Annotated in this window: 18 protein-coding genes; all 18 read right to left on the bottom strand. The window is 33.8% G+C overall.

Annotated features, from left to right (window positions below; translation table 11 throughout):
• Window positions 1-412: 412 nt before the first annotated feature.
• The 18 genes from BP17_RS05480 to BP17_RS05395 all read right to left on the bottom strand — a co-directional run bounded on the left by BP17_RS05480 (window position 413) and on the right by BP17_RS05395 (window position 20,765).
• A complete protein-coding gene (locus tag BP17_RS05480) occupies window positions 413-958 on the bottom strand; it encodes a hypothetical protein (RefSeq protein WP_035052436.1) in 546 nt (181 codons plus the stop codon).
• 108 nt (window positions 959-1,066) lie between these two features.
• Window positions 1,067-2,458: a dihydrolipoyl dehydrogenase gene (gene lpdA / locus BP17_RS05475; RefSeq protein ID WP_035052434.1), complete on the bottom strand. Its 1,392-nt coding sequence runs from the start codon at window positions 2,456-2,458 to the stop codon at window positions 1,067-1,069.
• Window positions 2,459-2,577: 119 nt separating this feature from the next.
• Entirely contained in the window at window positions 2,578-3,528 is a 951-nt protein-coding gene (locus tag BP17_RS05470; protein WP_035052433.1) for a glycosyltransferase family 2 protein, read from the bottom strand.
• A 94-nt stretch (window positions 3,529-3,622) separates the two neighbouring features.
• On the bottom strand, window positions 3,623-5,443 hold the full coding sequence (locus BP17_RS05465) for a polysaccharide biosynthesis protein (RefSeq protein ID WP_051910465.1): 1,821 nt from the start codon (window positions 5,441-5,443) through the stop codon (window positions 3,623-3,625).
• Window positions 5,444-5,505: 62 nt separating this feature from the next.
• Window positions 5,506-6,228, bottom strand: coding sequence for a CpsD/CapB family tyrosine-protein kinase (locus BP17_RS05460; RefSeq protein ID WP_035052431.1), 723 nt, complete (start codon window positions 6,226-6,228; stop codon window positions 5,506-5,508).
• Between the two features lie 2 nt (window positions 6,229-6,230).
• A complete protein-coding gene (locus BP17_RS05455) occupies window positions 6,231-6,980 on the bottom strand; it encodes a YveK family protein (protein WP_035052428.1) in 750 nt (249 codons plus the stop codon).
• Window positions 6,981-7,060: 80 nt separating this feature from the next.
• Complete coding sequence (locus tag BP17_RS05450) at window positions 7,061-8,521, bottom strand: oligosaccharide flippase family protein (RefSeq protein ID WP_035052425.1); 1,461 nt, start codon at window positions 8,519-8,521, stop codon at window positions 7,061-7,063.
• Window positions 8,522-8,602: 81 nt separating this feature from the next.
• Window positions 8,603-9,664 (bottom strand): glycosyltransferase family 2 protein, encoded by a 1,062-nt coding sequence (locus BP17_RS05445; protein WP_035052423.1) that lies wholly within the window; start codon window positions 9,662-9,664, stop codon window positions 8,603-8,605.
• 26 nt (window positions 9,665-9,690) lie between these two features.
• Window positions 9,691-10,524 carry a glycosyltransferase family 2 protein gene (locus BP17_RS05440; protein WP_035052420.1) on the bottom strand — a complete coding sequence of 278 codons (834 nt, stop codon included), beginning with the start codon at window positions 10,522-10,524 and terminating at the stop codon, window positions 9,691-9,693.
• Window positions 10,493-11,815, bottom strand: a complete 1,323-nt coding sequence (locus BP17_RS05435) for an O-antigen ligase family protein (protein ID WP_051910464.1) — start codon at window positions 11,813-11,815, stop codon at window positions 10,493-10,495. Before BP17_RS05435 ends, BP17_RS05440 begins: the two co-directional genes overlap by 32 nt.
• 37 nt (window positions 11,816-11,852) lie before the next feature.
• Entirely contained in the window at window positions 11,853-13,070 is a 1,218-nt protein-coding gene (locus tag BP17_RS05430) for a glycosyltransferase family 4 protein (protein ID WP_035052418.1), read from the bottom strand.
• A 53-nt stretch (window positions 13,071-13,123) separates the two neighbouring features.
• Window positions 13,124-14,323 carry a DegT/DnrJ/EryC1/StrS family aminotransferase gene (locus tag BP17_RS05425; protein ID WP_035052416.1) on the bottom strand — a complete coding sequence of 400 codons (1,200 nt, stop codon included), beginning with the start codon at window positions 14,321-14,323 and terminating at the stop codon, window positions 13,124-13,126.
• Between the two features lie 47 nt (window positions 14,324-14,370).
• Window positions 14,371-15,114, bottom strand: coding sequence for a sugar transferase (locus BP17_RS05420; protein WP_035052414.1), 744 nt, complete (start codon window positions 15,112-15,114; stop codon window positions 14,371-14,373).
• Window positions 15,115-15,294: 180 nt separating this feature from the next.
• Window positions 15,295-16,101, bottom strand: a complete 807-nt coding sequence (locus BP17_RS13060) for a GNAT family N-acetyltransferase (RefSeq protein WP_051910463.1) — start codon at window positions 16,099-16,101, stop codon at window positions 15,295-15,297.
• A 59-nt stretch (window positions 16,102-16,160) separates the two neighbouring features.
• Window positions 16,161-17,129 carry a GNAT family N-acetyltransferase gene (locus BP17_RS05410; RefSeq protein WP_035052412.1) on the bottom strand — a complete coding sequence of 323 codons (969 nt, stop codon included), beginning with the start codon at window positions 17,127-17,129 and terminating at the stop codon, window positions 16,161-16,163.
• Between the two features lie 563 nt (window positions 17,130-17,692).
• Complete coding sequence (locus BP17_RS05405) at window positions 17,693-18,661, bottom strand: GNAT family N-acetyltransferase (protein ID WP_035052409.1); 969 nt, start codon at window positions 18,659-18,661, stop codon at window positions 17,693-17,695.
• A gap of 764 nt (window positions 18,662-19,425) precedes the next feature.
• Window positions 19,426-20,373, bottom strand: coding sequence for a sugar-binding transcriptional regulator (locus BP17_RS05400; protein WP_035052406.1), 948 nt, complete (start codon window positions 20,371-20,373; stop codon window positions 19,426-19,428).
• Between the two features lie 32 nt (window positions 20,374-20,405).
• Window positions 20,406-20,765, bottom strand: coding sequence for a PTS glucitol/sorbitol transporter subunit IIA (locus BP17_RS05395; RefSeq protein ID WP_035052405.1), 360 nt, complete (start codon window positions 20,763-20,765; stop codon window positions 20,406-20,408).
• Between the last annotated feature and the right edge of the window lie 62 nt (window positions 20,766-20,827).

The raw sequence follows: 20,827 nt of genomic DNA, 5'->3' as shown, positions 1-20,827 counted from the left end.
ATGAAGAAATACTTCATAAATCGTAGGCTTTTTTTATAATTTTTAGTATTGATATAAACAAATTAAATTACCTACCTATAATCTTTATGCTGCACAATTTTTGGTGTGGATAAATAAATGAAATAAAAGACTCATTCAAAAATTCTGGCGGAATAGGGTTGCTTGTAGCCATGTATTGGATTCAATGAGAATTACAAAACGTTGGCGCTTTAGCGCGATTGCGGTTTGTTTGAAGCTTGAAAGTCTGTAAGACTTCTTTTTAGGCTTCACACGTTCCCATGGCTCTCCACAAGCAAACCCGTCTATTCCAGAAGAAATTTTATTTTGAATCATCCACACCATTTTAATTTGACCTAGAACCTTTTAGTTTATGTAATTTATTTAACTACTCTCCCCATGCCAAAGACCTTTTTCAAACTGATTCTATCCATACACAGCCAATTGTTTGTGATGCTGGTAAAACCGCTGTATATCTTCCATGATTATCATAAGCCTTAAAAAATAATTTCCCATCTTGATCGTATCCATATGCATAAACAACCACCCAATGATTTTTATACGGACTGCCAAATAAAGTTGCTGTACCGACCGCAACTGGAATAGGTTTCTCTCTGTTTAATAAAGCGACTACTTTTCGCTCAGAGACAAAATGCATTTTAACTGTGAAATCTTGGTTCTCTTTTAATACCCAATTCAACCCATACCAGACATCCCAAGGAAACGTACCTTTATAAACGAAGGTATCCTCAATCATTGTTTTTAACCCAGTAATCAGCTTCTCTTTAGACAAATTGATTCCGTACTTTTGATTAAAGGCATCATGTAGGATCACCGCACCTACATAAGTGCCACATATACCTGGTTTAACATTGTTGACCCAAGTTTTATATTTTCGAAAACGCTCCGGTTTCAGCCCAATCCAATTAATAGGATAAGCATCTTTTATTTGTTTAATCATTTGATCACCTTTCGTATATCCGCCGTTTTTCTTTTTAAGGTTTGCTAAATAAAAAAAGTTCTTGTAAGCAATGAGTTTTCTCTGCTTACAAGCCCTTAGCAAAACAATTTACATATGAATAGGTAGCCCAATAGCTAATTCAGCTGTATCCATTATTGCTTCTGCAATAGAGGGATGAGCATGGATCGTTAATGAAATATCTTCAGCCACCATTTCCAACTCAATGGCTAATGCTAATTCTGAAATAACGTCTCCAGCGCTTACTCCAACAACTTGTGCTCCAACAACTTTACCCGTTTTTTCTTCAGTAATCATACGGACAAAGCCTTCATCAGCATCTAAGGATAACGCACGACCATTACCGGCTAATGAAAATTTACTGGCTTTATAGTCTTGATTGCCCTTCACTTCATCTGCTGCTAATCCAACTTTTGCCATTTCAGGTTCCGTGTAAATAGAGATCGGTAGCGTTCTATAATCTACGACTGCCTCTTTACCAGAAATAAGCTCTGCAACGATTTTAGCATCATGACTTGCTTTATTCGCTAATGCCGGCCCAGGAACAATATCTCCGATGGCATAAACATTTTCTACAGTAGTCCTCAATGAATCATCCACATCAATTCTGCCATTTTCCAATAATTCAATGCCAATCGCTGCTAAATTCAACTTAGCTGTATTAGGTACTCGACCTGCTGAAACCAATACATAATCAGATTCAATCGTTGCTTCTTTCCCATCTTTTTCATAGGTAATCGTTACCATTTCATCTGTTTGGATAGATTTCGTTACATTAACGCCTTCTACAACGTTAATACCTTTCTTTTGATAACTTTTTTTAGCGAGTTTCACCATATCCTTATCAAAAAAATTGATTATGCTGTCTTCCTTTTCAAGAATCGTAACTTTAGAACCAAAATTGTTAAAAGCAAAGGCTAATTGACTACCGACATATCCACCACCGACGATCACTAAACGTTTAGGAAGTTCTTTTACATTTAATCCACCAGACGTATCTAAAATCCGTCCGCCCATTGGAACTTCAGCAACTTCAAGTGGTAAACTACCTGTAGCAATCACGACATTTTTAAATTCAATCTCTTGAGAACCTTCTTTCGTTTCAACAGACAAATGATTTTTATCCGTAAAGATGGCTGTCCCACGAATGATTTCAACTTTATTTTTTTTTAAAAGGCTTTCCACACCGCTAGTTAACTTATTAACAACTTGAGTATCTTTCCAATTTTGCATTTTTGCAACATCCAACGTGACATTTGAGGCGGTCACGCCAAAGATCTCAGAATGTTGAGCATCATGAAAGTGATGTCCAGCAGTGATCAATGCTTTAGACGGAATGCAACCAACATTCAGGCATACCCCACCGATAAATTCTTTTTCAATAATAGCTACTTTTTGCCCTAATTGTGCTGCTCTAATGGCTGCAACATAACCTCCAGGACCAGATCCAATTATAACTGTTTCTCTTTGATTCGTTGCCAAAACAATTCAGCTCCTTTTTAAGTTTAGTTTCAATATTTCTAATCTAAAAAATAAGTATACTACCATTTTGAATGGATTTTATTATAAAGATTGTAACCCTTTTTTTTTATTTGGTCCAATCAGCCACTCCGTATTTTCCAAATATTAAAATAAACATACGTCATTTTTCTAGCCATCACACAAGACGTTTTAACTCGTTGGCTTCTTACCTCATTTAATGGAAAGTAATATAGATTCTTTCTAGCTTCTTTGATCAATTGCCGATTTTGATCTTCTTCATTTAAAAGGTGCATCAATAATTGAATTGAATAATTGATATAATGTTCCTTTATTATACAAACATCAAAATTGTCTAAATTCTCTGCTAAATCAATGACTTTCAACAATCCCTTAGCACCAGAAAGTTTTTCCTTCGTGAGCTCATTAAAAAAAGACACATGCCTATAAGCAATATAGTGATAATGTAAATTAGGATCATAAATAATTTTTTTGCTCTTTAATATACATTGAACTGACATGACTAAATCTCCGAAAATATCCAGCGTTACATCAAATTCATGTATAGGTTCTGAACGAAACAACTCACTAGTATAAAGTTTGTTGCATAGAAAACTTTTGATTTGAAATTGATCAATAATTTTATTTAAAGCCATTTTTTTTGTCCAGATGACTGTCTCAGAGGATTCAATGGGTTCTTTATTATTTATAATCTGTTCTTCCCCATAATTTGCTATAACCATATCTGCTTTATGCTTAATAATCGTTAATATCAATTTTTCAAACATCAAGCCATCTATTCGATCAACAGGATCAATAAAACTGATGAATTCTCCTTTAGCCATTTCTAGCCCAAAATTTAAAGCTTCAGAAATATTTTTGACATCTTTATGAAGTACTTTAAAGCGGGAATCCACTCGCACAAAGCGATCACATATTGCACCACTCATATCCGAAGATCCTTCATTGATTAAAATAATTTCTATATTCCGATAAGATTGAAATCTCAAACTATTCAAACAGTGGCTTAATACATTTTCAACATTGTAAATAGGAACGATAATCGATAACATTACTGCTCCTCCTTCCTATACAGCATCATGGATTATCAACCTATTCCATGTTCTTCCCTTTCTGATTCAACTATTTCATCTGCCAATCCTCGCTTTACGCCGCTTGTTGATGTACTCTAGCAAATGAAATCAATTGCTCTTTTAATGAAGCATCTGTACATCCTTCAACTGTTTTTAAAAAGGCCATGACTTCTTCTAATGAACGTCTTGCAGCTTTTCCGACAAATATTTTATCGTATACTTTTTCTCCAGTATTTTCACTTGCAATCAGCAATTCTTCATACAACTTTTCTCCTGGGCGAATACCTGTTTCAATTACTGAAATTTCTTCATTACTAAAGCCGCTTAATTTGATTACTTTCTTAGCTAATTCTAAAATCTTAACCGGTTTGCCCATATCTAAAACAAAGATTTCGCCACCTTTTGCTAAGGTTCCGGCTTGAATCACTAAACGGCTAGCTTCTGGAATAGTCATAAAATAACGGGTCATCCTAAAGTCGGTTACTGTAACCGGTCCCCCAGCCTTGATTTGCTCTTTAAATAGTGGAACCACGCTGCCACGACTGCCAAGAACATTTCCGAAGCGAACAGCTGCAAAGTTTGTTTTGCCGACTTCATTCAAACTGGTCACGATCATTTCAGCAATTCGTTTTGTTGCACCCATGACATTTGGTGGATTAACCGCTTTATCAGTTGAAATCATGATAAACGTACCCACGTTAGCTGCTTTAGCTGCTTCAGCGATATTTTTTGTGCCAAAACAATTGTTTCTCACAGCTTCAAATGTATTCAATTCCATCATTGGAACATGTTTATGAGCTGCTGCATGATAGACGATATCGGGTTTATATATTTCCATGATATCAAACATCCTTTGTCTATTTTGCACATCTGCTATAACCGGTGTAATTTCAATTTTCCCAACAAATTTTTTGTTCAATTCGCGGTGAATTTGATAAATTGAATTTTCACCATGGCCTAATAAAATAATCTTTTTAGGTGAAAAATTAGCAATGATTCGACAAATTTCTGATCCGATAGATCCACCGGCACCACTGACTAAAATCGTTTTGCCAATGAGATCCTCTGAAATTTTTTTGGTATCTAAAGTTACCTCGTCTCTACCCAACAAATCGACAACATCGATTTCTCTAAAACGACTGACCATAAGCTTACCGTTCATCACGTCTTCAATCGATGGCATCAAATTAACTGGAAGATTGATCTCATTACAGATCTCCAAAATCTTTTCAAGTTGTTTGGGTTTTAAAGAAGGGATAGCAATCGTAATTTGTTCGACATTCATTTTTTTTGTAAAAAGTGGGATATCATTAATATTACCTAGAATGGGAATACTGTAGAGCCTCTTACCATGCTTATTTTTATCATCATCTACAATACCCACAATTTTTATCTCTGTTGAATTTTTCTGGATATTTTTTATAAACAAATTCCCTCCATCTCCGGCACCAACGACTAATGTCCGAATTTTCTTTGCCATTTGTTTTTGTGGGGGAATAGTTGTATTATATTCATGGAAAATTCTGAACAAGACATGTCCACTACTTACCAGTAACAAAGAAATAAGATAGACCAACAAAATGTACCTAAAACTCATTTCATCTATTAACAAGATGGCAAGAGTCGTTGTTACTCCAAACGATATTGTAATGGATATAAAAATAATCATCATATCCTTGATACTTGTGTAGCGATAGAGAGTTGCACAAATTCCTGAATAACCGGCTAAAACGCTATAACCGGCTATCCCAAGCGCAACCATAAATAAGTACGAAGATGCAGGAAGTGCTACGTAAGGATTTAAAAAGAAATACGCTATCACACCTGATAAAAGAATTACTGAACCATCTAAGAGCATATAAAGACCTTTTTTGTTTAACATTGCTTGAACCATTCCAATCACTCCTTATATTTTTTTAGATTTATAAAAGTGTTGCTTTAATTTCTGCTACCACTTTATTTAATGCTGTCAAGGTTAGTATCTTTACCATAATAACCAGCATTTAAGCCTCTTATCCGCTCCTTACTATTGAATATGGCACCGATGACATTTGCTTGTACCAAGTTTAATAGCTCTTTAGCTTTTAGAACATCGCTTAAATCGGCAATGTCTTTGCGAATAACGAATACTGTTCCATCTGTTTTGTTACCCATAACTTGTGCATCCGTTACGATATTAATAGGCGGTAAATCAAAGATAATCAAATCATAATCCGTTTTTGCTGTTTCAATGAATTGGTTCATCCGTTGAGAGGCCAGCAATTCTGATGGATTTGGTGGTATGATCCCGCTAGTCAATAACGCTAAATTATCTTGACCCGTTTTGTGCACAAGGTCACTTATTTCTCTGTTTTTAGTTGTTAGAATACTGGTCAACCCTTGTTGATTACGCACTTTAAACAATCTATGAAGTGAAGGATTACGCATATCCGCATCCACAAGAAGTACTTTGTTTCCTTGCGAAGCAAAGACAATCGCTAGATTAGCTGAAATAGTAGATTTCCCTTCCCCTTGTTTTGAAGAAGTGATCATTAAGGTTTTCAATTCTTTATCGATCATAGAAAACTGGATATTTGTTCTAAGTGTCCGAAACTCTTCTGAGATAAATGAGGAAGGATCTTTTAACGTAATCAGACTTTTTCCTTCATATCGGTTGTCCGTTGATTTTTTCTTCAACATAGTTAATCTCCTCCTAAAACTTTTTTAGTTTGATTCGTTGCTACAGTAACAACCGGTTTTTTCTCTTCTTCAGCTACTTCAGCAAGTGTCATCTCAGTAATATTTCCTAAATGGACCCATCCTAATTTTTCAGTGATGATTTTTTCATCATGCACTTTCTTATCACTCGTTTCTAAAATAATGGATAAAATCATTCCTAATAGAAAACCAACCAATACACCCACAACCTGATTTAACATTAGATTAGGTGAAACAGGAACAATATTTGCTTTAGCTTTTGAAAGAATCGCCACATTTTCAACATTTATGATGCCACCGATGTTTTCTTGGAATGTAGCAGCCATCAGATTGGCAATCTCAGCAGCACGTTGTGGATCTGTATCAGTCACTTTTATCCCAAAAATTTGGGAATCGTCTTGAGTCATAATTTCAACTTTTTGTTGCAAATCAACTTCAGACAATGTACTCCCTAGTTCAGTTAAGACTTTATCAATAACGACCGGATCTTCTATAATATCTCGGTAAGTATTGATCATTTGAATGTTCGTTTCAATTTCTCCCAACTCAATTGTCTGTGTGTTCGTATTTTTTCTACTTACTAAAAGCTGAGTTGTAGTAGCATATTGAGGGATAAGTAAATAATTTGTTAAAACCGTTGTTAATGCAATGCCCATTAAACTTAGCAGTAAAATTACCCACCAGCGTTTCTTTATCATTTTAAATAGGTCTACCATTCCAATCATATTCATCATCTTATATCCTCCTCATAACTGTCGTTTTCTAAAAGCACTAAATTATATGATACTTTTTCCACCCGCAAAGATCAGTCATCTCAATTTTTGACCTTATACCTTTTTGAGTGATAAATCCTTCTTTTTAGTAGTACAAACAAATCTTTCAAATAGGGGACTTTCAAAATAATAGAGCAACTGGCATAAGTTATTGATCCAATGACAATTTGGATGAGTGTCGTTACAAAATTATCGTCCATTCCATTAGTCATCACTTTAATCGTGATTGCCATGATTGCTGCTGAAGTAACCATTTTTAAAATCAATCCCTTATTAAACGTGAAATCAGTTTGTTTTTTCAAATAAATCAATCGAAAAACAGTAACAAATGTTTCGACTATTAGACTGGTTATAACCGACCCTAAGACGCCTAAAATAGGAATCAAGGAAAAATTCAACAAGATACTGATTGCTGCGCCACCAAAGGCAGAATAAGAATATATTTTTATATCTCCTCTAGGCAATAAGTATTGATTACTAATCGCTATTCCAATTGGCATGAGGACAATGACTGGAGCGACTATCGGGATAAAAACCTTTAATATCTCAAAATCGCTACCAAAAAACCAAGGAACCATTGTTGCAGCTAAAGCACTTGCGCCAAACGCTGCGGGTATAGAAATAAATAATTGAGCATGAATCAAACTATGAAGTGTTTTATTTATTTCATCGATTCTATTTTTCGCAAACAAATTACTCATCTTTGGGAGCATCACTAAATTAACGGTTGAGATCATAGTAATGATGATCGTGCTCAAATTAAGAGTGTTTGTATAGATCCCAACAGCTGTTGGATTCTCCAAGATTCCTAAAATCGTTTTACTTAAAGTTGTATAAAAAATAACCGCAATTTGAGGGAAGAAATACGCTACCATTGGAAGCAAATGCCTCGTCATTTTTTTGATTGGTACCAACTGGATGGAAATTTTTTTATAGATAAAGCCCCACATGATTAGTTGTGAAAAAAGATTTCCCAAAGCTTGTAACAACAGATAAAACGGTAGGTCACTGTAGTCTTTTATAAAAAACACGATTCCGAAGAACACAACTGTTTGAACAGCTAAATTGCTTAAACTTACTTTTTTAAAATCTTCTATCCCCATAAAAAACCAAGAAATATCAAACAAAACGGCTATAATGTGCAGCGATTGAATGAGATAAAAAAGCCAGTCTCTTTGAAAAAAAACAAGGACAACCACTGAATAAAGAATAAAAGAAACAATCGTCGTCAATAATTTTAAACTGATCAATTCAGAAAAAGTTTCGTTCAATTTCTCTTTATCATCTCTAACCATTGCAATCTCACGATTTCCATAAAGTGTGATCCCTAAACCGGATAATAGTATAAAGTACTCAGCTATCGAATTAGTGAAGGAATAGATCCCAACACCCTGTGCACCTAATGCCTTAGAGATAATTGGAATAGTGACCACTGGCATGAGGATTCTAATGCCTTGAAATAGTGACTGATAAAATAAATTTTTCGCGACACTTGATGTCATATTTTTAGCACCTCAATCTTATTAACTCAGCTTGTAGAATAAGGACCTCTTTCACTACGTCAAGGCAACTTATTCAGTCTATTACGTTCCTGCTATCTTTTTGAACGCATTGAATGCATGCTGATAGTTTTTGCTGAATTGGATCTTAGCTCTCATAACGCTTAACACTAGTCGATACCTAGCATTTTTTAATAAAAGGATCAATAATTGGATATGACGTTTTCCTTCCAATCCTGAATCTAGTGAAAATATTATTTCTTGAATTTTGGGGTGGCTTAAAATTGTGGCGATGCGTTGTTCCTTCTGGTGGTCATCAAGGGGGCAATCTTCTAAAACTAAATTACTTAGCTCTACATATAACGTTCTCCAGTAAGCTAAATTAATTAAATCATAATATAAGTGTTCATATTCCCAATACACCAATAATTTTTCAAATTGTTCTGCAATAGTGTATTCCAAAAGAAAGCGATCTGAATGGTACCGATTTATGGCCGACCCAACCCGCTGAACGTAATAATAATAAGGCGTTTGATTAAAATATACACACTCTAAATCACGATAAACTAAGTGATTGAATAAAGCATCCTGCCCAACCCTTTGATCAGTAAAGCGGCAGTTATTTTCAAGTAAGTAACGATGTTTATAAAGCTTATTCCATAATACATTGGAATCTAACGTTTGAAACGCTCTAAAACTTTTTCTGAAATCTTCTTTTGTAGTTAATACGGATAAAATAGGAAGCCTTCTGGATTCCTTAATCTTCCCTCTTGAACTTATTTCTTCAATATAATATCCAAAAACAACCATATTCGCTTGATTTTCTAACGCAATGACTAAATTTTCTTCTAGTAGTGTATGTTCTACATAATCATCAGGATCAGAAAAATAAATATATTCTCCAGTTGCTTGATCTAGACCAGCATTTCGAGCAAATCCAGATCCAGTATTTTCTTGATGGATGACTAGTATTCGGTTATCTTCTTTTTGAAATTCATCACAAATACTACCCGAATAATCTGTTGATCCATCATTAACCAGAATTAATTCAAAATCTTGATACGTTTGGTCCAATAAACTTTGAACGGACTTTCTTAATGTTTCCGCAACATTGTAGATTGGCATAATGATAGACACTGTAACCATAGCGAGCTCCCTTCTTAAAATGATAGTTATTTGTATAGGCGAGTAGGGTTTTCATCAACTGTTTCGTTTCCTAAACCTTGACGACGTAACACTGTCAGTACTTTTTGAGGAATTAACCCTACAATTAAAGGTTTGAGTACATAAATTAAACCTAATGGCATAAGTTTCATTTTATTAAAACCGTTATATCGCACCTTAGCTTCATCCAATCTGTATTTATAGGCTCTTCTCTTAAAAGTTGTTTCGTCTTCTCGGTAGTAGAGTAAAATGTCTGGTAGATTGTGCCCTGTAAACCCAGCAGCATATAATCGCATAAACAATTCATAGTCTTCTGCTCTTAATGTAGCTTTCGAAACAGTATAATTTCCAATCTGATTTAGAATAGCTTTTTTTATAATGATCGTTGGATGAACAAATTGAGAACTGAACAAAAAATCTTTTTTTAAAGGATCTATTTTTGGTTTTCTAACTCCCCAAATACCGGTATTATTAAATAGATAAACTTGACTTCCAACTAATGCACATTCATGATGAGCTTCTAAATAGCTCATTTGTTTTTCCAGCCTGTTTTCATAAGCGATATCATCTCCATCCATTCGTGCAATGTATTCACCTTTTGAGCTGTCAATACATCTATTTAACGAATACGCTAAGCCCATATTTGTTTCATTTTGGATCAAATGTATTTTTTGAGGATAATTTTCTACATATTCTTTTGCAATCTGCAAAGTATGATCTGTTGAACCATCCTCACACAATATGATTTCAAACGATTGATAGGATTGGTTTAGAAGCGAATCGATACTTTCTTTTAATGTTTTTTCGCAATTATAAATGCCCATTATCACGGAAACTTTCATGCTTTTTTTCTCCTTTCAAAAGCTGATTTGCTGGTTGGTTGTACCTTGTTTGAAAAACACTCATTCCTAGTACTAACCAAAATATTCGGGCATTGTTTAATGATATCGAGACCGAGGCTATTAAAAATATGATTAAAATATCGCGAATCATTTGTCTATTTTGATTCTCCTGTTCATTTTTAGAAATACTTCTCTTATTATCAATCAGAGTCGATCCGACATATAATAAAAATAAAACCGTTAATACAATCCCCCACTCAGCAGCCAACTGAAGGTACGTATTATGAGCAACATTAGGATTATGAATAAATTGGTTAGCTACCGGAATATAGTTTCCTAATCCAACACCTAATAATGGAGCAGAATCAATCATATGAAGAGCGGTCTCCCAAACTTCTGCTCTCCCGGAGCCACCATCAGAAACGGCCGAAGAGAAGTCAGTGAATAATAATTCTACTCTTGAAAAAATTGGGAATCGTTCGACAATTACGTCCATCAACTCTTCTGAATAACGCAAAAGGTTGGGGACAATAGCTGACAGACCCAAAATCGAGAGGAGTGCACCAACTACTTTTAAAGAAGTTGCTTTTTCCATCTTGACTACTTTTTCAATCAGAAAGTATACGCTATAAAGAACGACTAAAATAATGCCTGATTTTGAACCCGAGCTAATGATTGATAACAAAATGATCCCAATCGCTCCGATTCGAACGACCATCTTTATTGGCTTCATTCGTAACAGAATACTTAACGCACAACACTGGATCACTGCGAAAAAATTAGGATCATTCATTAAGCCAATCAAGCGACTTTCGCCAAATAACATGATTGAAGATAAATAAGGAATCTGCACAAATGAAATCAAAATACCGAGAAATCCAATGCCAACAGAACCTACTACGAACCCTTTTAGAAAAGCAGCTGTTAATTTTAATCGAGTGAGGTTAAAGCCTAAGATGTAATAAAGGAAGACAACCAGCAGCTTTGTGTAATCGATTAGAGTGGCTAATGGATCAGCTGCGATCATGTATTGATTAGGAATGATATACAAGGAATGAACCAAGATTAGAATTGAAAAAGCACTAAATACTAAAATATGAGAAAGCGGAAGTTTTAGCTCCTGCTTCAGGATCAAACTAGCCATTACCCCGACAATAAAAATATCAGAAAACGATAAGTTGATCCCAAATAGAACATTTGATTGATTTAAAAAAACAGACAACAAGAATACACTCACAATCAAGAAAGGTGTATCTCGTTTTTTTTCTAACAGTAAAGAATTTGCAGCCACCTTTTTCACCTCCAATAAGTTCCCTTTTATAGGAAGCTCATTTAGTCAAAACCTTTACTGTTTTTTCACTACTAATAAGAGACGGATCTGAAGGATAATTGACACTCTGATAAATCTGAGTCATCTGTTTCATCACAGATTGAACAGAATATTTCCCAATATATTCTAAACTTTTCAGTCCAAAAGCTTCTCTCAAACTACTAGAATGATAAAGAGTATCTACATAACCGGCCAAACGCTCTCCTTCTTCTAACCCAACTAGATAGCCATTTTTCCCATGATGGATCAAATCACGATTACCTCTGCAATCCGTAGCTATAATTGGCAATCCAGTTCCCATCGCCTCCAATACATTAACAGGCAATCCTTCTTGTTTTGAAGTAGAAAGGACAATATCAGAAATACTCATTAACTGATCTACATCGGTTCTAAATCCAAGTAAAAACACATTTTTTTCTAGCTGTAAATCATTGATTTGTTGAGTACACTTTTCTCTTGATTCACCATCTCCGACTAATAATAATTTAGCCTGTGGGATTTTTTGGACGACTTTTTTCATCATACTAATAGCTAACTGTTGATTTTTTCTTTTACTCAGTTCTCCAACATAAATCAATAAAAAATCATCTTTCTTATAACCAAGTAAGCTTCTTCGCTGATTTTTTTCTCCCATATAAATTGGCTTATATTTAGTTTTATCGATGCCTACTCCATTGATTTTTTCAATTTTTTTAGTCTTGAAATGTTTATTATGAGCTGCGTGGTAATCTTCTTCATTGATTGTGATCAAACAATCGGTATACCTAGCTAGCCACTTTTCAACTGAATAATACATCAGCCAATTTTTCATAGGTGCACCTTTGAAGAAATGAAATCCATGTGCTGTATACACAACTTTCGTATTTTTTCCACGCGCTTCTCTTGCCGCAAGTCTGGATAATACCCCTCCAATTGGTGAATGACAATGAATAAATGAATAGCCTTCGTGATCGATAATTTGTTTGATTTTTTTGTAAGCTTTATAATTCGTCATTTTGAAAGGGTCCCGATTAATTGGAACATCGAATACGATTACACCTTTAAGTTCTAATTGGTTTCTAAAACGATTATTTCGTTCATTCGCTTCAGTATTTTCATCTTTAAAATTTGCCAAAACATGGACTTCATATTTTTCCTTTTGCAGCAGGTCAATATTTGGTATATTAAATCCTTCTATCATTGGAGCAATTGATGCTAAAATCAATACTTTATCCATAATTGAAGCCTCCAAACCTTTTATTTACTACATTTGGCACCTTTTAACTAGCTTTAAATTTGACCAGTTTGAACCTTATTCAATAAGCTTTGTACTTTATCATTAGGTGCAAAAATTTTCTTTGCCTCTTCAATAACTCTGTATTGATTTTCTTCAGTCAAATTAGAACCAGAAGGAATACAGATCCCCATGGTAAAAAGCAATTCAGATACGGCAGTCGTTTTTTCACTATGTTTATAAAATTTGTTGTTTTTAAATAACGGTTGCATATGAAGTGGCTTCCATAAAAGCCGCGTCTCTATGTTTACTTGATTCATTCGATCCATAAACTCAAAAGGAGTGATTGTTGTCATAAATGGATCAATCACCAATGTTGTCAGCCAACGATTGGATTTGCTTTGCTTGAGTTCAGGCATGAAATGAAGTTCTTCAATTGTGTTTAATTCTTTATGGTAATTTTGAAAGATCTCTCTTCTTTTTTCAACTCTATCATCTAAAACCTGTAATTGAGCTCTTCCAATTCCTGCGAGTACATTGCTCATGCGGTAATTGTAGCCAACAAGTGAATGTTGGTAATAAGGTGCTGCATCTTTTGCTTGAGTAGCTAAGAAAAAAGCTTTATCCAATATTTCTTCATCATCACTAATAATGGCTCCTCCGCCAGAAGTTGTAATGATTTTGTTGCCATTAAAGGAAAAAATACCTATTTTTCCTAATGTTCCACTCTTTTTATTTTTATATTCTGCTCCTAAAGATTCTGCAGCATCTTCAATAATAGGAACGCCAAACAAATCTGCAATGTCCAATAACGGATCCATATCTGCACTTTGCCCATAAAGATCTACCACAATAATCGCTTTTGGCAGCTTATTTTCTTTGCTTGCAGCAAACAAGGCTCTTTCTAATGCTTGCGGCGACATATTCCAACTGCTAGGTTCAGAATCGATAAAGGTCAATTCAGCTCCTAAATACAATGCTGGATTGGCACTTGCAATAAAAGTAAAACTGGAACAGAATACGCTGTCTCCTTTTTCTACCCCTAAACAAGCAAGCGACAAATGAATAGCGGCAGTTCCAGAACTTGTCACTGAAGCCCCTTTTTTATTGGTGTACTGGGCAAGTTCTAATTCAAAATTAGTAACATTCGGACCTAAAGGAGCAATCCAATTGGAATCAAATGCCTCTCTAATGTATTTTTGTTCTTTTCCAGACATATGTGGTGAAGATAGTAAGATCCGCTCATTGTCTTTCATTGACTTCCCCTCTTTCTATCGCTGATTTCCATCAGATTTTGTTCAAATCAGCGATGACTATTTTTTAACTCAGTCGTTTTAATTTCTTTATTTCTCATTATTGGTGTTGCTTTTAAAGGAATCGTTTTAGAAAATAAAGGAGTGATATTATCTAAGATCTGCCCCTGTTCCCATTGTTTTTTACGGTATTCATCAAAAGCTAGAATATACTCATCTTCTTTTTCAACAATATCGGCTCTCATTACTACTTTTTGAATCGTCATAAAGATGATCTTCATATCAAATAAAAATGAGCATCCGCCAACATATTCTACATCTAGAGCAAACCGTTCTTCCCAGCTTACATTGTTGCGACCATTCACTTGTGCCCAGCCACTAATACCTGGCTTCACATTATGACGACGCAATTCTGCCTCATTGTAAAAAGGCAAATAGCAAACGAGTAACGGTCTAGGACCAATGAAGCTCATGTTTCCTTTTAGAATATTAATAAGTTGCGGCAATTCATCTAAACTTAATTTTCGAATAAATTGTCCGATTTTTAACATCCGATCGTCATAAGATAGTTCTTTGCCATTGATAATGGTTGGATTTTTCATACTCCTTAATTTGTACATCTTAAATATTTCGTTGTTTTTTCCTACTCGTTCTTGAATAAACAACACAGAACCCGTGGGATCTTCTATTTTTATTAAGATTCCTAGAACGATTAAAATAGGGAAAACCATTAAAAATAACATGCCAGCAAAAATCCACTCGATAACTGACTTAACGGGATAATAAAATGTCATAGAATTCTCTCCTCGTTTTGTATTTTTACATTTCTGTTATCTAAATATCAGAAAGAGAGGGGTCAGAAATGAAAAGTTATTAATTGAAGGTTTATTACTGAGGTGTACTGCTGAGGTGTACTGCGAATATTAGCCAGAGGATCATTTTCATGAGGAAATAAATAAAGAAAGAGGGTATACTTACGAGATTAAAGTACTGGAAGGGTGAGACTGAGGAATATCTAATATTACAAAGGGAAAGAAGCGCTTAAATGCTGAAATTTGGTAACCGCTGAATTGGTAATGTTGATGATAATACATTTTGTTAGCATCTGTTCCTTTATCTACTACTAATATTACTTTCCTATCATTTGCTAACAACATAATAAATTTTTGAATTTCGGTTCCTACTCCATTGTGTTGCGCTGTGGGGACTACTTCAAAGTGATCGATTTCAACAAATTCTGTAGATAGAATAATGCTAGCTGTTCCTACAACCTTTCCATTTAAATACGCATTGATTTGTTGGACCTTTGGTGAATGAAAACGATTCACATAAAAGACTTGCTTTTTCTGAGCAAACGAACTGCCATTTTTTAAATTTAACTGGTACATAAAGTCGATATAATTTTTTAATTGTTGGTTATTTTCGACTAACTCAACCCTAACGTCTTCATTTGAATGGCTATAATAAAAATCTTCGGGGTTAATACTTAGTAATTCTTCACCTGCAATACTATAGTTTTCTGATAACAAATACTGCTCTATTTCTTTTGAGAAAGGTGTATTTTCAACTGCATAAAGGTAGATATAATCTTGATTCATTTCTTGTTGAAATTTCATTAGCTTTCTTTCAATTTCCATGTATTCCTCAAGTGTTGGAGATTTTTTGAATTTTAATACATTACATGGATAGAAAAAAGGAATTTCTGGGTTATGATAATATTTATAAAAATCAGTTTCTTCTGCTAAAAAATATTCATGATAAGTTTCATTGAACATTATCATATTCATCTCTCCTCTTAAATGAACCAATTCTATTAGACCCACTAAATCTATTTTATTTATTAAATTCTATACTTTGGAAAAAAAGAGTTTTCCGTATCAAAATTACCAAATGATTTGCGGAGGTTAATTAATTTTTCGTTAATAATCGGATCATGTATTTTTTTACCAACATAAAATAAATGGTCACCATTTCTTGCATAACCTTTTTTATGAAGATAGATACCATCTTCTCCTTTATGTCCCCCACCGATAATGTATTTTGTTAATCCTTTGTCTTTCAACCATTGGATAGTCGTCAATTCAACTAAAGCTTCTGGATGATAACTGTAATAGTCTCCAATCGTTCCTGCTAGAAAACCAAATGATCTTTCTTTTCCCAGCAATACTAGGGCTGTTGAAATGACTTTTCCATCTAAAACAGCGTGAAGATAGATAAATTGATCTTTCATTGTATCGTGGATCTGTTCAAAAAATGCCTTATCAAAGTAATAATAATCTTCGGCTCCAGTACGCTTCATTGTTGAATAATAAACTTCTAGGAAATCATCAATGTACTCCCCCGTTTCATCAAGAATAATTTTTATACCGCTTTTTCTAGCCGATTCCGCATTTCGTAAAATATTTTTACGAATATCTTTAGTAGTTGGTAAATTTAAATCTCTTACTATATTTTTTCCAACTAACGTTACATCACCATAAAAATAATCCCTTACCTGTGTATTCTCGAAAAGATCAAATCGAATAAATTCAGTGATGATATCATTTTTTTGACAATAATTGGAAAATGCCTTGAAATATCCTTCCAACAATTTTTTCTCGTCACTCGTTTCCTGAATGACTGGTCCACCATATCCATAGGGTGTCACGATATCAAAAAATACTTTATTTTCTAAATCTAATGGTATTTTTCGTTTAATAAACATATTTTTTACTTTTCCATAATCATTTTCAAAATTAAAGATTTTTAATTCTCCATCTTCGATTGTTTCATATAACCTTCCGTAAGGTTCGGTGAAATTAATTTCCATGCAGCATTCTCCTTCATATTTTTAATGAATTTCTATAAAAAGGTAACTCAAATAAACCTATGACAAATTATTTTTTCTGAAAATTTTTGCAACTATCTGTAAAAAATGGATAAAGAAAAGTAGGTGGATAAGAAATTATGGGATGATGCTTATAATCGGTGGGAAAAAAATGGGTAAACTAAACAAGAGGGTCGGAATGCATTGCTTGAAAAGTAAATCTAAACTAAAAGTGTGTAAGGTGGTCGGAATGACCTAGGATAAAACTGAGGGTCTTGCTTCAAAGAGGAAAAACAACTATTAGGTGAAAGCAGATTGATTAATAAGTACTGTTACCCTAACGGATACTACGAGTATAGCAATTAATATTTGCAAGGGCTAACAATTTCCTTTTTAAAAAGAACTTTCATTATTAGTTTGTGACAACTTTGTGAACATTTTTATCACAAATACGTTCCCATAGACGTTTCAAATTATCTGTATTTGTAAAATACTAAAAAGTACAGTTTAAGATAAACCAACTAACTAAACCTCAAGCAAACTTATAAAGTACAATTCTCCTATTCTCAAGTTCTGTACTTTGGAAAAAAAGAAGTTTCCATATCGAAATCACCTAAAGTTTTACGAAGTTCTATCAATTTCTCATAAATAAATGGATCATGCACTTTTTTTCCTACAAAAAATGGATGTTCTCCATGTCTTGCATAGGCTTTTTTGTGCATGTATATTCCATCTTCCCCATTGTGACCGCCACCTAAAATATATTTTTCAATACCTTTATCTTTTAACCACTCCATAGCCGTTAATTGAATCATAACTTCCGGATGGTGATTGAAAAACTCTTTTAGGGTTCCTGCTAAGAAACCAAATGCTCTTTCTTCATCAAATAAAACCAAGGTTGCCGCAATAACTTTTCCATCAAGACTAGCAAATACATATAAGAATTGATTTTTCATTGTTTCATGGATCTGTTCAAAAAATGACTTTTTAAAATAATAGTATTCATCTGCTCCGTTACGATCCATTGTTGAATAATACATTTCTAGAAAATCATCAATGTGCTCTCCAGTTTGATCCATACTAATTTTTACACCTTTTTCTTTAGCTACTCTTGCATCTCGAAAAATCTTTTTTCGAACATCTTCTTTTATAGGCAGTTCTAAATTCTTTACGATACAATTGCCAACAAGTGAGACATCTCCATAATAACAATCCCGTACTTGAGTATTTTCAAAAATATCAAAACGAATAAATTCAGTAATGATATCATTTGTTTGGCAATATTTTGAAAAATCTTCAAAGTAGCCAGCCAATAATTTTTCCTCATCTGTCGTTTCTTGAATAACCGGTCCACCGTAACCATAAGGGGTTACGATATCAAACAACTCTTTATTTTCTAAATGAAATGGGATTTTTCGTTTAATAAACATATTCTTTATTTTTCCATACTCATTTTCAAAGTTAAAAATAACTAAATCTCCTTCTTCTACTGTTTCGTATAACCTTCCATAAGGTTCCGTAAAATTAATTTTCATCTAACATTCTCCTTCATATTTTTAATAGATTTCTAAAAAATGACAACTTAAATAAAACTGTAGTACTGTATTTTTTTCGAAAAATATTTACTGCTTAAGGTAAAAAATAAATAAGGATAATTATGGTGAGGTAAAAAATATGGAGTGAAACTGGTGGTGAATGGGGGTATAAATGGGTAAATTAAATAAGAGTCTCTGAAGCTACTACTTGAAAAATCTAAACGAATAGTGTGTAAGACGGTCTGAATGACCAAGAATAAAACTGAGGGTATTGCTTTAAAGAGGAAAATAAGTACAAATTAAAAGCAGATCAATCACTAAATTCTGCTATACTAATTGATACTCAGAGTATAACAATTAATATTTAAGTGGGCTACAAATATTATTTTTAAAAAAACTTTAGTTATTACTTTGTGACGAAAATGTGAACAAATCTATCACAAAGCTTTTATTTGCAGGCTTTTAGAATTGTGCCTATTTATGAAGCTACTAAAGAATTGATTGTGCAACACTGCTAAAAACTTCCTCAATTTTATTATATTGAACCTGAAAAAAGAGCCCTTTGAAGAATAATCTTCAGTGGCTCTTTTTCAGATTTTTTACCGATAGATAAATCTAGGCTAGTTGAATCACTTACTTGAAATTTCTAGCGTAACAAGGATGCTTGTAGCAATATAAAGTATTCAAGCCTCAAGCAAACCCGAACATTCCAGAAGAAATTCCATTTTGAATCATCCACTCTATTTGACTTAAAGCTCTTTAAATTATTTTTCTAATAGAGCAGAGGCAGTAGCTGAGTCTGTTACCAGCACATCTATCAAGTTTCCTTTGATTGAGGCATAGATACTTTCAACCTTTTCTTTACCTTCAGCAACTGCAATCACAAGTGGAATCTTTTTAATACTATCTAATTCAATTGAAATGACTCTTTTATTCCATTCACAATCAACTAATTTTCCATTTTTATCGATAAAATTGTAACAAATATCTCCAACAATTTCAGGATGGTTCAACTCATCCTCAGCATTCATTTGCCCCATATAGGAATTAGCCATTGTACTATAAACCGGATTCCCTCCTATACCAACTATTGCAATGTCAGCTGTTTTGGCTTTATTCAATACTTTTTTTATCGATGTTTGACTCATCATGATATTTTTAGCTTCTTCAGAGTCTAGCGTTACGGGGGCGTGCAATTCTAATTTTTTTGCTTCTAATTTTTGTGCAAAAAGGTCACATAGAACGTTTGATTGAATATCCATTTGCTTGTTTCCAAGTCCACCTGTAATAGAAACAAATAAAGCATCATGATTTTTTGCAGTTGAAGGAATAGAAGATATCATTGAATAAATAGTCGTACCTGGAGCAACTGCTACAATAGCTTTATCTTCCATCTTTCTCAACAAAAATTTAACTGCTGCGTTAGCTACTCGCTTTTTCTGGACTTGTTTATCCTCTTGCGCTGGAACGACGATAGCATTAGTCAAATCGAATTTCACCTTTAATTTTTTCTCAAGATTTCTATGAGGATGAAGAAAATCATCATGTATGATAATTTCTACAATTCCCGATTCCCGAGCTCTTGATAAATATTTTGAAACGAGAGAACGACTGATATTAAACGCTTCTGCAACCTCTGATTGCTTTGCTCCTTCTTCATAATACATATGTGCGATCTCCGCTAAAAGACTTAGATCCTTATTATTGTTCATTTCAGCTCACCCTCTTGGTCAAAAAAAGTTTATTAGGCTATAAATTCTATACTATCGCCTTCTTTTAGGATTGGTTTGTTTTTAGGCGATAGAAAGGCAGAACCCGGTAAAACTTCAGACTCTTCATCATAATCAAAATACAATGATATATGGCCTAATTCGTGAAAAGTGTCATTGGCAACATGTCCAATTTGTTCAATAGTGTATTCTTCCCCAGCAAAGATCATCTTGCTGCCTTTTTTCAAGAAATCTTTTGGAGGAGTTTCTTCAAATTCATGAATAATACAAACTTCTCTTAACCCTATTGGAGCAGTATTATTGAATAAAATAATTACCGGCTCATCCTCGAAAGTAGACAATTCTCCAATTTCAATTACCTTTGATTTAACCATGGTTACCTCCTTAGCTTTTGAAAAATAGTTTTTAAACATAGCGTTTGTTCATCTCCTTCTTC

It is taken from the genome of Carnobacterium pleistocenium FTR1 (assembly GCF_000744285.1).
GTDB lineage: Bacteria > Bacillota > Bacilli > Lactobacillales > Carnobacteriaceae > Carnobacterium_B > Carnobacterium_B pleistocenium.
This window is presented reverse-complemented; position numbering and strand designations above follow the sequence as displayed.

What these genes read in the sequence shown, in the direction of transcription:
- BP17_RS05480 (WP_035052436.1), bottom strand. Translation starts at nt 958, where the DNA reads ATGATTAAACAAATAAAAGATGCTTATCCTATTAATTGGATTGGGCTG.
- BP17_RS05470 (WP_035052433.1), bottom strand. Translation starts at nt 3,528, where the DNA reads ATGTTATCGATTATCGTTCCTATTTACAATGTTGAAAATGTATTAAGC.
- BP17_RS05465 (WP_051910465.1), bottom strand. Translation starts at nt 5,443, where the DNA reads ATGGTTCAAGCAATGTTAAACAAAAAAGGTCTTTATATGCTCTTAGAT.
- BP17_RS05460 (WP_035052431.1), bottom strand. Translation starts at nt 6,228, where the DNA reads ATGTTGAAGAAAAAATCAACGGACAACCGATATGAAGGAAAAAGTCTG.
- BP17_RS05455 (WP_035052428.1), bottom strand. Translation starts at nt 6,980, where the DNA reads ATGATGAATATGATTGGAATGGTAGACCTATTTAAAATGATAAAGAAA.
- BP17_RS05450 (WP_035052425.1), bottom strand. Translation starts at nt 8,521, where the DNA reads ATGACATCAAGTGTCGCGAAAAATTTATTTTATCAGTCACTATTTCAA.
- BP17_RS05445 (WP_035052423.1), bottom strand. Translation starts at nt 9,664, where the DNA reads ATGGTTACAGTGTCTATCATTATGCCAATCTACAATGTTGCGGAAACA.
- BP17_RS05440 (WP_035052420.1), bottom strand. Translation starts at nt 10,524, where the DNA reads ATGAAAGTTTCCGTGATAATGGGCATTTATAATTGCGAAAAAACATTA.
- BP17_RS05430 (WP_035052418.1), bottom strand. Translation starts at nt 13,070, where the DNA reads ATGGATAAAGTATTGATTTTAGCATCAATTGCTCCAATGATAGAAGGA.
- BP17_RS05425 (WP_035052416.1), bottom strand. Translation starts at nt 14,323, where the DNA reads ATGAAAGACAATGAGCGGATCTTACTATCTTCACCACATATGTCTGGA.
- BP17_RS05420 (WP_035052414.1), bottom strand. Translation starts at nt 15,114, where the DNA reads ATGACATTTTATTATCCCGTTAAGTCAGTTATCGAGTGGATTTTTGCT.
- BP17_RS13060 (WP_051910463.1), bottom strand. Translation starts at nt 16,101, where the DNA reads ATGATAATGTTCAATGAAACTTATCATGAATATTTTTTAGCAGAAGAA.
- BP17_RS05410 (WP_035052412.1), bottom strand. Translation starts at nt 17,129, where the DNA reads ATGGAAATTAATTTCACCGAACCTTACGGAAGGTTATATGAAACAATC.
- BP17_RS05405 (WP_035052409.1), bottom strand. Translation starts at nt 18,661, where the DNA reads ATGAAAATTAATTTTACGGAACCTTATGGAAGGTTATACGAAACAGTA.
- BP17_RS05400 (WP_035052406.1), bottom strand. Translation starts at nt 20,373, where the DNA reads ATGAACAATAATAAGGATCTAAGTCTTTTAGCGGAGATCGCACATATG.
- BP17_RS05395 (WP_035052405.1), bottom strand. Translation starts at nt 20,765, where the DNA reads ATGGTTAAATCAAAGGTAATTGAAATTGGAGAATTGTCTACTTTCGAG.